The sequence below is a fragment of the Paenibacillus tundrae genome (genome assembly GCF_030812775.1).
Lineage (GTDB): Bacteria > Bacillota > Bacilli > Paenibacillales > Paenibacillaceae > Paenibacillus > Paenibacillus tundrae_A.
Window position 1 is genome coordinate 136,955 of sequence record NZ_JAUSTI010000008.1, and the last position, 13,321, is coordinate 150,275.

The window sequence follows — 13,321 nt, forward strand, 5'->3', positions numbered from 1 at the left end:
CAGGCCACACATTTTTTAACATCATTTAAGGAGTGAACCACTTTGTTAAACAAGCTTCGTTGGAGTACTATGCCTTTCTTTGCCAAAAATCTAGTCATCTCATTCGGTAGTATCGTGTTGATTGGTATCATCCTCATTACTGCCGCGTATCAGTTACAAAAGAATATTCTCGTCGAACAACTGCATGATCAAGCAACTGTCATTACCGAGAAATCGTATGTCGATCTGGACACGGCCAAAGTAAACGAAGCCATGAATGAAAAAAGCTACACAGGTCCTGCCCAGCAGGAAATGAAAGCTTACCTTGATTCCATTCACGAATTCTATCCAAACATCGCTCAGGCGTATATTTTCGGCTCAGAACTCGAAGGTGGAAACGGAACATCCATTATTGCTGTCCCTACGAACCTGGTAGAACCTTTCGAAGAAAGCAATCTTGCTGCAGGCGATATGTATGAATTACCCGAGAATAATGTTGTCGTGCTGGAACAGATGAAAGTGGACGGAAAGCCCGCGTTCAGTGACTTCTACACCGATGATTACGGCACTTGGACAACCTTGATCTATCCGATCAATAACGCCGATGGTTCCATGTACGCTGCTCTATTTTTTGATGTAGATGCAAGTGCAGTACCTAAAGGTCTGAATGAACTGCTGTTGTACGGCACGATATGTCTGGTTGGTTTCCTACTTCTATTCATGATCCTGCAGTACATTCTACTGAAGCGAACACTTGCCCCAATTCGTAGCCTCATGCACGGTATTGAGGAAGTGAGCACAGGCAACCTGGATGTAACGATTCAAGTAGGACGAGACGATCTAGGGATTATCAATAGCAAATTCAATACCATGATTCAACGAATCAACGATACGATGTACAAAGTACAGAATACGTCACATCACCTATCGAATTCATCCAAGAAATTGCTCAACATCTCTGAGAAAAATAATGAGAACATTCAAAGCATCAGTAACCATATGAAGGATATCTCAAGTGGACTTCGCTCCCAAGACCAAGCTACGGTTGAAAGTGCCCGTGCTATGACCGAGATGTCTACCGTAATTCAGACGATTGCCAGCAGTTCATCTGACGCAGCAGATCAAGCTTTAAGCATGGAGCAACGCTCCAGTGCGGGTAATGAAGTCATGCAACAGGTCGTTGAGCAGATGCGCCTCATCGCGGGCGCGGTCGAGAATACGTCCGAGTCAATTCAATCACTGGAAAATAACTCGAATCAGATTAGCAACATTGTTAATATGATCACCGAAATTGCTGGACAAACGAATCTACTCGCGCTCAATGCTTCCATTGAAGCGGCTCGTGCAGGCGAGGAAGGCAGAGGCTTCGCCGTTGTGGCTGGAGAAGTACGTAACCTGGCAGAACAATCCCAAGAATCCGCCAAACAAATACGTCAATTAATCGAAGAGATTCAACAGGATATCGTTCAATCCTCCGCGTCGATGCAGCTTGGCTCTCAGGAAGTGAAGAAAGGTCTGGAAGTCACACAGGAGACTGGCGTGTTCTTCGAGAACATTCTTACAGCAACGAATAAAGTAGCAAACCAGATTCAAGATATCTCCAGCTCGACAGAGGAAATATCCGCGAGTACACAAGAAATGTCTGCTACTGCGGATGAGCTATCTTCAAGTGTCAGCAGAGCGGCCAGCAGCAGTAAACAGATCGAGCAATCCATTGAAGAGCAAGAATCCTCCATGGCTTCCATCGTTACCGCTTCTGATGAACTGTCAGCAGTATCTGAGCAATTGCAGGAGTTAATCTCGTTCTTCAAAGTGCGAGCGAGTTGATTAGAAAAACGGCTGAATAGCAGAAATGCTGTTCAGCCGTTTTTTATTTGGAATAGGTTAAAGTATGTAATAGAAAATAGGAACGAGGTAAAAATTCAGTTAACGCACTCCATACGGAGTGCGACCAGCCATTACGTTGTCCCTCCTTGCATTGGTAATTCATTTCAATCCACGCACTCCATACGGAGTGCGACCGGAGATACAGAAAAAAACTTGCCGCCAAGATCAGGATTTCAATCCACGCACTCCATACGGAGTGCGACCTTGGATTCTCCGCATACCCAACCTTTTGAAGCTCTTATTTCAATCCACGCACTCCATACGGAGTGCGACGTGAACGATATTTAGGTGATTGCGATTATACATCAATTTCAATCCACGCACTCCATACGGAGTGCGACTCAACGCTGTAGCCCGGCATGTCGGGCTGATCGGAATTTCAATCCACGCACTCCATACGGAGTGCGACATAGTTCATCTGGGGCAAATCCAGATTCATCGTAATTTCAATCCACGCACTCCATACGGAGTGCGACCAATCGTTTCTCTCTGTATATGGCTAATATTAACGATTTCAATCCACGCACTCCATACGGAGTGCGACTTCATCAAACCGTAGGTAAGATAATCAATAGCAGAATTTCAATCCACGCACTCCATACGGAGTGCGACGATCAAAGACGTTCTGTACGGTTGGCGCCTTACGATTTCAATCCACGCACTCCATACGGAGTGCGACTCGCGCCATGTCCCGCCTAATCGATCCGGACGAATTTCAATCCACGCACTCCATACGGAGTGCGACCAACGGAGTCGCATCGCGCGTCTCTTACCTTATCGATTTCAATCCACGCACTCCATACGGAGTGCGACGCATACCTATACAAAATTTGTATAGTGATTAAATATTTCAATCCACACACTCCATACGGAGTGCGACCGATGGCGGCACCGCGTATTATAGCGATTTTTAAAATTTCAATCCACACACTCCATACGGAGTGCGACGAGCGACTTCGAAAGTTGAGTTCGATTTCCAACCGATTTCAATCCACACACTCCATACGGAGTGCGACCTACCGGACTCGACCCACTCACTGATCACATTACGATTTCAATCCACACACTCCATACGGAGTGCGACTTTTTAAAAGGGTCGTCCTGATAACTTCTACCAAGTATTTCAATCCACACACTCCATACGGAGTGCGACAGTGCCGCAATCTGACGTAGCATGATATATCACAATTTCAATCCACACACTCCATACGGAGTGCGACGTTCATCAGCACGCCTGAAGGTGTGGAATGGGTAGAATTTCAATCCACACACTCCATACGGAGTGCGACCAGTCCAGTTCAGTCAATTAGCTGCCGGAGCAGATATTTCAATCCACACACTCCATACGGAGTGCGACCTTATTTCCGATCTTATCATCCTTAGCCCATGATGATTTCAATCCACACACTCCATACGGAGTGCGACTAATGTTAATGGCCTTGGTGTAAGGAGTGTTTGATTTCAATCCACACACTCCATACGGAGTGCGACAACCGTTGGAGCAGGAGGATACCTTGTTTGGGAAAATTTCAATCCACACACTCCATACGGAGTGCGACGTAGGCGCACGAAAACCGATATCGTAGGAGTTAGGATTTCAATCCACACACTCCATACGGAGTGCGACCAAAACGGATGAAGAAGTTGCTTCCGAGAAGGTGATTTCAATCCACACACTCCATACGGAGTGCGACGATGATTACGCCAGGGCATGCCGACATCTACATGATTTCAATCCACACACTCCATACGGAGTGCGACAGCGAAAAATAACGTATCAATATCTCATATGATAATAGAGGTACGTATACTCGTCATTTTTCAATATATAAATTCTAAACATAATACAAAATGAACTCATCACTGTTACCAAAAGGTCACAAAAAGGTCGATTTAGGCAATTTCCGAGGTGCGAATCCCCCAGGAAAATCATGTGAGCATGACATTCGCACCTGCTACAAAATAAGAGTATCTCCCATATCATAAGAGGCTTTAGCCCCTACATGGCGGACTTTACTTTTATAATTGTCTCCTAAATTGTAGAAACGCAGGCTGTCTGTCTTTTTATCGATCATAGATTCAAGTTCTAACTGCAACTTTTTGAATTGAGCAGCATCTAACATACATTCAAAAACTGAGTTTTGCACCCGTTGTCCATAATCGACGCACTTCTTCGCCACACGGGACAAGCGTCTCCTGCCCTCACTATCTGTTGTACTTACGTCATATGTTATAAGAACAAGCATACGTACACCTACTTCCACATAAATGGAGGATACTCATCTAAGTCGCCACGGATATGCCTAGCGAGTAGTAAAGCCTGTGAATATGGTACGAGTCCCCAAGAAATCTGTTCGTTAAGGTAAGGATGCGTTATTTTATCTTGTTTGCGATCCTGCCATGCTTTCAACACGATCTTTCTAGTGTCGTCATCCATAATGACAGCTCCGTTTTCTTTCGAGTAGAACCCTCGACCATTAATTATTTTCTTATTGATCAGAGATAACACGAACCGATCTGCATAGACACCCCGAAGTTCTTCCATCATATCTAACGCTAGAGAAGCTCTCCCTGGACGATCCCGATGCAAAAAACCAACATATGCATCAAGTCCTACCGATTCCAATGCAGATTTCATATCATTAGATAGTAGCGTATACGCGAATGACATCAATGCATTAACTTTATCAAGCGGCGGGCGCCTGGAGCGACCATAGAAGTAGAAAGATTCTTTTTGTTGCAGAATCAACTCATCTAGAACAGAGTTGTACTGTACCGCTGCGGCACCTTCTAATCCACGTAAGACATCCAATTGCTCTACTTCTCGCAAGAGTTTCATTGTTTCACTAAGTGATGCTGTTACTTTCTTCAATCGGTCCGTGTCCAACCTTAACGCATGATCTCTTGTCGCTCGTTCTAACAGCCATTTGTTATTGTACAATTTGCCGATAATCATATTCCGTGCTAGACGGGCACTTCGCACCTCATTATCCGATATGCGATATTGTTCTTTACGTAGTACAACGTTGCCTCGATCTTCACCAATTACTCGTGCAAGAAACCGCCCAGTAGTCGTCATAAATGTCAGATTAATATTCCGTGTGGCACATGCTCCCATCAGGGCAGGGCTTACTCCTGCATAACCAAACGTGTAAACAGATTCAAGATTATGCAATGGGTACCGTGCCAATACTGCCTCATCCTGCTTGATTACAATATTTTCACCGTCTAATGCGAGATATGTATCCGGTAGTGTTATGAACAGCGTATTCAGCAGTTTCTTCATTCATTTAACCTGCTTTCAATGTAACTAGATACAGATCGTTTACTCAAAATATCAGGCACACAGATATGGATAAGCGAACAACTCTTACAATGAGGACCAGCTTTAGCCTTAGGCGTATGATTCCGCTCATAATAATGTCGCATTTCTTTTACACTTTCCCTTACTCGTTCCCGGTCTGCCTCAGTAATAACGACTTCCACCCTGTGTTTGATCTCATCGTAGTAGAAAAAAGCTGTGTGCAGCTCACACATTAACATTTCCTCTAAGCACATCACCTGAGCAACCAATTGAGAATGATCCGAATCATTCCGCTTCGGTTTGCCACGCTTGTACTCTACAGGATAAGGAATGTATGTACCTTCCTCTCCTGCAAGTGGAACACCATTCGGGTCTCGGATAAATTCTACTACATCACAGATACCTGTAATTCCGAGCGTTCTGGATTGCACAGGCAGTGCCCGCACCACCAGCTTGTCTCCTCGTTTTTCACGGATCAAGGGCTCGTCAGCTTTACGATGTAGATGATCCCCTTCTATGGTTCGCACGTTATCTTCCCATTGCTGTTCAATATGAATTAACGCCCACTGTCTCCGGCAAAAATTAAAATGCTGAATGCCAGATAACAATAGATAATCCTCTTCCTTATAGTCCTTCATACTGTTGAACTGCCAAGCCTTCTAGCGGCACTAAAGTGTACTCATAATCTTCATAAGACTTCGGTTCCATGACATCTGGCTTTAGTCCAATTTGCAACGAACGATGTACTTTAGCTGATGAATACTGTCCCATTTTGGAGTTATGTTCCCACCAATATAGTTGATGAACCTCCATACTTCCATCTGGACGAGCAGACGAAGTATCATTCTCAAATAGCGTTCTTAATGATTCACGAATTTTCTCGGCATCCTCATATGTAAAACCTGTTTTCTCCGCAAGTTGTGTGTTGATACTACCGTAAAATACATACACTCCAAAATCTACACGGTGCTTCATACCCATCGTATCCGATCCTTTTTTATCCGGGTCTTTCGCCGTCGTGACCGAGTTGACACTCTTGGTAATCTGCATACTCGTTATATCAATCCGATCCAGGCTGACAGCGGTATGAATAGAGACTGGACCACGAATACCAACGGATACGTCGGTTCCACTAAAAGCAAATACTTGCCCAAAGCTTCGCACATCAATCCATGACTGACAAGCAGCATCAGCGTATAGTTCTTTGTTTGCTTTTTTACCTTTGGCGTGTTCTTGTACACTCTCATTGGCATCTACACGATCTTTAATAGAGCGGTAACCATCTGTACGCTTCTCATCCGATTGCACCAGGATAGACTCCCCCATATCCAATAACCGATTGCGAATCTTGCGCTTAATGCACACATCAGAGATTTCACCCAAACCATCATAGTTCTGACGAGGACGATTTCCATTCAGCGGATCACCATTCGGGTTCGCATTGCGAACGGACAATACAACAGCAAAATCAATTTTGCGATCAAGTGTACTCATTTAGTTATCCCCTTGTTCATTCAATTGGTTTTCATCGTTATCTTCGAGAGCAGCCACGGCAGTATCTTTCTCTTTTTTACTCGTGTACAAATCATTACGCTGGCTGTAAAATCCGAGTAAGTACAGACCAGTAAGCGGTTTGTCTGTATAATCTTCGATCTGAAGCTTAGCACCTACTTCATCCAGTAACGAATTATAATATCTTGCGCCAGTTCCCATTCGGGCCTGATACGGTTGAAGGTTGGATTGTATAATACTCCACGTTCTACCAGGGCGTTGTGCAAAAGCGTTCATATAACGAATCGCATTCGTTGCCCTTTTTTCTTCCTTGCCTAACGCACTTCGTTCCAATACATCTGCGATAGCCAGCATTCTTCCAAATAAATAACTTCGATCTGTTGCTTCGAGATTAAGCGCCACACCGTATCCCTCCTCTTTGTTCACCAATGCACATGTGATGCTAAGTGTTTTCTCCCACTCCCACGGTTCCATACCTACAGGGTTCGAAGCACGATGTATTACACTGCGGACGATATCCAATGGAATAGGTTGTTGATCAATGATACATGGTAGCATCCGCTCCATAAGCCCTTTCACGATCTTATCACTGACTCGCTGACCATAGGCAGCAAACGCAATATCTTTTGTTGCTGGCGCTCCGATAAACGAGATAAACTTATCATTTTTATTTTTCCGATAGCGATGTAGCCAATAACAGCTTTCGTGCCAAGCTGCAATTCGATCCAAATACGCATTCTGATCTAAATTCCGATAATACATAATGGACATCCTGCCCGGAGTAGCCGCATCCAGTGTCATGATGGTTACTTCGTGCAACGATTTATAATCTCCGTCGTAACGATAACCTTGAATTGCCTTTCGAATCTTTAAAGCAAACTCTTTATGCGTACTGTCACCATTAGTGAACGAATCTTCCTCATCATCGCCCCATAAACTGAATGTATCTTCTTGAGGTTCTGGCATATTAAGATTCGTACTTGCCCACACCAGAAAAACTTTGCCGTCAATTGTTGTTCCTTGTTTATCGATTAACCACTTGAGTGCATTATGGCCTTTCTGAGAAACCTCATAACTAACCACAGCCGCTTCACGGCTATTACGAAATCGCCCTCGATAGGTAAATCCACTGGAGTCATTGGCCGAGATCAGCTTGGATTTATCTCCAGAGTGACGTATGCGCGACGCATGTTTATCTGCAACTGGCAGATAATCCCCCGTAACAAAACAAATATCTTTATCTTGCAAACTCATCTCATAAAATTGAATAAAAGATTGCTGCACGGACGTATCTCGCCACAATCTGGATTCTGGTTCACCGGGAATGTTCACTGCAAATCGGACAAACGCCCCGCTCTGATCGGATGCAATGACATTAAAAATGTCAGGCTTCCTACTCTCCTGATCCACCGATCCAGCTGCCCACTTCTCTAGTAACTTTCCACGGTTATCCTGATGGAGCACACCTCTATCTATTAAATCAGCGATTAGCGTACCACTGCTCACATAATTCAACACGCTTTGCACCTTGGGATGGCTGAAGGGCGAATCGCACCATGCTTTAAGCTGAGCTAAATAATCCTGATAAGGGGTTCCTTTAACTTCACCGCAGTATGATGTATAGTCCCCTGCAACGTACATTAACTTATCAAAAAGCGGATATGGCACCGGCGCACTTGTTCGACTCGCGGCAGCCTCGGTACAAGGAATAATGGTACTCCCATCGTTTTTATCTACCACATCCGCTTTAACGATATTCCCATCTCCATCCAGATGTATTTCAATATGTGCAGTCTGAGTCGTATGAGATATAGGGATCAAAGCGTACTCTTTACCATTTTTCTTCATTTCAAACTGTCCGACAACCTTGGAATGGTCATCATAGGTTTTACTTAAATTGGCAAGCCAGTTCATTCACTCACCTCTTTTCCAAACCATTCGGAATGTAGGTCATCGACCGACTGCATATTGGAGGTATTGAACACTTTCGTTGAACCCTCCCCAATTTTGCGAACTAACGTACATTCATCTGGACGATCGAATTGTATAATGCCATACTTCATTTTTGCTTTCCACAGGCGCACTTCACGCTCGTTACTTCCTGTCTCGTCAGGGTAACTGATCCCATGCAGCATCGTGCCAAAGTCGAGTTCCCCGATACGGTCGTAAAACCCCTCTTCTTCCCCAAACTTACATGGCTCCACATATGCTTGGCATTCACGTGTACCTAGAAAAATATCTCTTCTTCCTCCGACCTGAACGGCTCGTTTGGCTATATTGTGATGTTTATGTTCGTTCTGATCATGAAGCAGGTCTTCACGATGAGGATTAAATTCAAAATGAGCTCTCACCTGATAACGAACATCTCTTAGATACGTATAATAGGCCAGCGTATTACCACCGCTGTATTCAATTGGACGCATTCCTTTGGACTCGGTCTGGATTGGATTCATGACACGTACTTCGTCCACAATCCAAATTAAGGTGGGTTTCCAGTAAACTGATTCCACAATGCCTTTAAGTGCTTGATATGTAGGGATTTGATATGAAAACTTCTCTCCCCCAAGCTTGGTAAGCGGGTCTGTGAACAACGCATATTTACCGGATACTTCAAATTCGATTTGATTCCTCATGGTTCAACTCCTTTCTATGCTATATAGCAGGGAGATCATGTGTCATGAATCTCCCTGCCACATGTTGAGTTTACTTCTCAAAACATAGCCATGTCCCAAGTACCCTCACCCTTAGGTTCCACACCGAAATGTTCAGAATACGCTGGTTCGCGTAGAGCAAGGACATGGCCGTGCAGCAAGGGTATAACATCCCCATTTTTCTCTAATTGTCGGAGTTCCTGATCATAGATGTTCACCGTATATTGTTGAGCTTCCCGTAAAAATTCTCCTAATTCATTCGGCTCCAACGCACCATTTAAATCTAAGATTAGCCTCTTCCCTTTTGCTCCATAAGGTACAAGAACCGCTGTAGCCCTATTAGATATGGCCTCGAAATACTTCTCCGCTGTAGCTATTGCATAATGGTTCAGTACCTCTGGTTGCTTGGCATGTCTGTTCTTATATGCATCCACGTAATACCTATTACGATCAATCAAATCAAACAAGTTTTTCTGTTCAAGTTGCTTAATTGGGTAGTGCATCTTTTCCTCAATATGATGAAAATAATATTTAAAATAACAGGCGATAGCTTCGCTAGATAATAGGTCATTTCCCAATGACGCTGGATTGACCCTAAATTCCTGAAGGACTCGTTCTGTTTTATCCGCACCAATTTTTATTTCAGGCAAGTGGGTTAACACTTCATCCGATGCTCGAACAATATACACATTACGTATCTCATCTTTGCCATGACGATTACAACGTCCAGCGGCCTGTGCAATAGAGTCAAGTCCAGCCAATGACCGTATAACACATTCAAAGCTAATATTAACGCCTGCTTCAATGAGCTGTGTGCTCACACAGATGATTCGTTCGCCTTTTTCCAGTCTTTGAATCAAGCCATCTTGTTCTTCATTCCCTGCAAAAACGTCCTTCCGATGTGCAGGACACATATTGGTACTCAAATGTACGATTTGAACATCTTCGTCATGCAGCCACTGCACTTCATTTAATGTTTCGAATAACTTCCGAACGGCCGTTTTGGTATTTAAAATCACCAATACACTGTTCACTTCCCGCATCTGTTCCTGTACAAAACAAGATAACTCATCCGCTCCCCAGCCTGCTTGCGCTTCCTGAGTAAGATCATGTAATTCAACACGTTTGAAACTGCGTCCCACATGTTCTAAATCTTGAATTATCTCAGGTTCATTCGAGAAGTGAAGCTTATGTTTTACAAAATCTAGCCCTGGTTGAGTCGCTGTACAGAGCAATAAGCTTGAACGTCCAATCACATTCAGAAAGTTAAGTGCCGCATTGAAAAGGGAGATACAATTCACAGGAACAGACTGCACTTCATCAAACACGATAACGGCATTAGAGAGCTGATGCAGCCTCCTTACATTACGAGTCCCACTGGCATAAAACGTATTGAGAAACTGAATCATAGTTGTAAAAATAATTGGGCGATCCCAGTGATCTCGAGCCAATTTGAGATTTTTTTTGCGAACCTCATATTTTTCGCCGTCGTCATCCTCATGACGATCTTCAAACTTGTCATCTACTACGTTGGAATGATGTTCAAGTATCATATCGTCATTTTGTAAAATACTACGAATTTCGGCAGCGTTCTGTTCTATTATGGTGGTGTAAGGAACGATATAAATAATGCGTTCTTTGTTATGTTCGATAGCGTGTTTCAGTGCGTAGCGCATACTGGCAAGGGTTTTGCCACCACCTGTTGGGATCGAAAGAGTGTATACGCCAGAAGGACGGAACGCGAATTCTTCGCACTGGCGTGACATTTCCCTTCGCAATTGATTAATTGGTGTGTTGGCAGAGTCTCCTTGTTCAAGCCCAGCCAAGTGCTGAGACAATAGTGTAAAGCTTGTTTGAAAAAAAAATCGGTGATCTATTGATTCTAGCGAGGTCTCATTTTCCTCGAAACGTCGTGTATTGGTTCGATCTGCGTCAATAAGACAACTAAACATGTATTTCATAAGTAATGATCCCGTAATGAGTGGAAGCTTGTGATCCTTAATGATCTGTATGTAGTGTTGTAGCTCTGAGGTAGCGAGTTCGAATAATGTATCTAAATGCTCAGGAGGGGTGTGCTTGTAAAACTCTTCTCTTGCTTGTTCGTATTGTTTTAATTCCTTTGTTATGACACGCTCTATATAAGGAGAAGTTTGATCAGGAGAGATGTAATCTCTCAAACCTTGATGATGTGAGATAATACAGTTGGCAACCCATTCGGCTGTACATTTAGCTTGTGGTGTTGCCCCACTAAAATGGTAACGCTCATGGATCAGCTTGCCTCCAGCGGTAGAATGATCTACAGACCCTCTTCTTGGAGGTTTGTCGGGATTTGCTACGGCTTCTTGAATGTAACTTAGGAACTCATCAGTGTATTTGCCCATATCATGTAAAAGACCTGTTATCCCAGCTAAAGTTTTGATGCCAATCTTCTCTCCAGCTCGCTCTGCTCCCTGCTGTACCTCGTTTAAATGATCTTGTACAGTCTGGATCTCGTTGTCTTTTTGACGGATATGCGCAATGTAGCTCATGAATGCTCACCACCATTATTTTTCAAGACCTTTCTCCCAAGTAAATAGGTAAAAAGACTTGTATAGTAATTTTCGACATTCACATACATTTCCCTTCTAAGAATTGTACTTTTATAGAATATTATGTAATTTGGTGTTAGGTTCAGTCGGTTTAACTGTTTTCTTTCCTTTCTTGGATACAAAAAAGCATACCTCATCTAATTGAGATATGTCTTTTGTTTAGGCCAAAACTAGGACTCGTATCAAAGGTAGATTTCATGTCTTCGTTAATGTTTTTGCCGCACTCGTATAGATTGCGAAAATACTCTGATTCTTCTGGTGGTGATCATAAGGAATTTCAATACAAGTACTCCATACGGAGTGCGACGTGTTGGTCTGTTAAATCCTATTAAATCCGTAGTGATTTCAATCCACGCACTCCATACGAAGTGCGACCCAGACGACGGTACGGTTAATGTGGCTGTATTGACATTTCAATCCACGCACTCCATACGAAGTGCGACAAGATGGTTTATTAATCCGTCCTATCGTATCTCTGATTTCAATCCACGCACTCCATACGGAGTGCGACACCATTCATGTCTGTGGCGACAGACTTAAACAGAGATTTCAATCCACGCACTCCATACGGAGTGCGACCAATACTGAAACTATTCGACGGCAATACGAGGCTGTATTTCAATCCACGCACTCCATACGGAGTGCGACTTAACAATTATATTGCTCCAATCCAGAGTCTATATATTTCAATCCACGCACTCCATACGGAGTGCGACCCAATAGAGATGCCTTAATGTTAAATTGCGTTAAAATTTCAATCCACGCACTCCATACGGAGTGCGACGTGGGTATTGAATTTGTTGAACGTACCCAGTAAATTTCAATCCACGCACTCCATACGGAGTGCGACGCCCTTGAGTTGTACCCAGACCACCTCACCGTAGGAATTTCAATCCACGCACTCCATACGGAGTGCGACATGCCGCTGCGATGGATGCTCAGGCAAAGGCTTTAATTTCAATCCACGCACTCCATACGGAGTGCGACTCAAGGCCTGTATTTTTACAGCAGAACAGATGGACCATACGGAGTGCGACCTAACAAGGTATCATACAGCACATTTATGAGACGGAATACGGAGTGCGACTCCATACGGAGTGCGACACCAGTTGTTTCGGTTATGGATGATATGCCTAACCGAATACGGAGTGCGACTCCATACGGAGTGCGACCCAAGAAGGTCACGATACCTCCATTGTAGTGAATGGAATACGGAGTGCGACTCCATACGGAGTGCGACTCACAGCGTTCATCATCAACTGGCCGGATATGCTATACGGAGTGCGACTCCATACGGAGTGCGACAGCGGAAACATACGTAATAAGGATATATTATCACTACTTATCGCGTAATTCCGATATTTATAACAAGTATTTCGTCCATTATATAAAATAAAAGT

At 43.7% G+C, this 13,321-nt stretch carries 9 protein-coding genes and 2 CRISPR repeat arrays; of the genes, 1 reads left to right on the top strand and 8 read right to left on the bottom strand.

Features of this window, described 5'->3' with window-relative positions:
• Window positions 1-69: 69 nt before the first annotated feature.
• Complete coding sequence (locus tag J2T19_RS15810; protein ID WP_307217662.1) at window positions 70-1,806, top strand: methyl-accepting chemotaxis protein; 1,737 nt, start codon at window positions 70-72, stop codon at window positions 1,804-1,806.
• A gap of 92 nt (window positions 1,807-1,898) precedes the next feature.
• Window positions 1,899-3,627: direct repeats of the CRISPR family, unit length 33 nt; unit sequence ATTTCAATCCACGCACTCCATACGGAGTGCGAC.
• A 194-nt stretch (window positions 3,628-3,821) separates the two neighbouring features.
• On the opposite strand, the gene cas2 is transcribed toward J2T19_RS15810, so the two are convergent.
• The 8 genes from cas2 to J2T19_RS28220 all read right to left on the bottom strand — a co-directional run bounded on the left by cas2 (window position 3,822) and on the right by J2T19_RS28220 (window position 13,106).
• Window positions 3,822-4,112 carry a CRISPR-associated endonuclease Cas2 gene (cas2, locus tag J2T19_RS15815; RefSeq protein ID WP_145049592.1) on the bottom strand — a complete coding sequence of 97 codons (291 nt, stop codon included), beginning with the start codon at window positions 4,110-4,112 and terminating at the stop codon, window positions 3,822-3,824.
• Between the two features lie 8 nt (window positions 4,113-4,120).
• Window positions 4,121-5,152: a type I-C CRISPR-associated endonuclease Cas1c gene (cas1c, locus tag J2T19_RS15820; protein ID WP_307217345.1), complete on the bottom strand. Its 1,032-nt coding sequence runs from the start codon at window positions 5,150-5,152 to the stop codon at window positions 4,121-4,123.
• The gene (gene cas4, locus J2T19_RS15825) at window positions 5,149-5,808 is read right to left on the bottom strand and encodes a CRISPR-associated protein Cas4 (RefSeq protein ID WP_307217348.1); all 660 of its coding nucleotides are present in this window, start codon (window positions 5,806-5,808) and stop codon (window positions 5,149-5,151) included. Before cas4 ends, cas1c begins: the two co-directional genes overlap by 4 nt.
• Window positions 5,795-6,664, bottom strand: coding sequence for a type I-C CRISPR-associated protein Cas7/Csd2 (cas7c, locus tag J2T19_RS15830; protein ID WP_307217351.1), 870 nt, complete (start codon window positions 6,662-6,664; stop codon window positions 5,795-5,797). The genes cas4 and cas7c overlap by 14 nt, the downstream gene beginning before the upstream one ends.
• The gene (gene cas8c / locus J2T19_RS15835) at window positions 6,665-8,596 is read right to left on the bottom strand and encodes a type I-C CRISPR-associated protein Cas8c/Csd1 (RefSeq protein WP_307217353.1); all 1,932 of its coding nucleotides are present in this window, start codon (window positions 8,594-8,596) and stop codon (window positions 6,665-6,667) included.
• Complete coding sequence (cas5c, locus tag J2T19_RS15840; protein ID WP_307217355.1) at window positions 8,593-9,315, bottom strand: type I-C CRISPR-associated protein Cas5c; 723 nt, start codon at window positions 9,313-9,315, stop codon at window positions 8,593-8,595. Before cas5c ends, cas8c begins: the two co-directional genes overlap by 4 nt.
• Window positions 9,316-9,392: 77 nt before the next feature.
• Window positions 9,393-11,861: a CRISPR-associated helicase Cas3' gene (gene cas3 / locus J2T19_RS15845; RefSeq protein ID WP_307217357.1), complete on the bottom strand. Its 2,469-nt coding sequence runs from the start codon at window positions 11,859-11,861 to the stop codon at window positions 9,393-9,395.
• A gap of 334 nt (window positions 11,862-12,195) precedes the next feature.
• A CRISPR array of direct repeats spans window positions 12,196-12,908; the repeat unit is 33 nt; unit sequence ATTTCAATCCACGCACTCCATACGGAGTGCGAC.
• A gap of 15 nt (window positions 12,909-12,923) precedes the next feature.
• Window positions 12,924-13,106, bottom strand: a complete 183-nt coding sequence (locus tag J2T19_RS28220) for a hypothetical protein (protein WP_442418847.1) — start codon at window positions 13,104-13,106, stop codon at window positions 12,924-12,926.
• Between the last annotated feature and the right edge of the window lie 215 nt (window positions 13,107-13,321).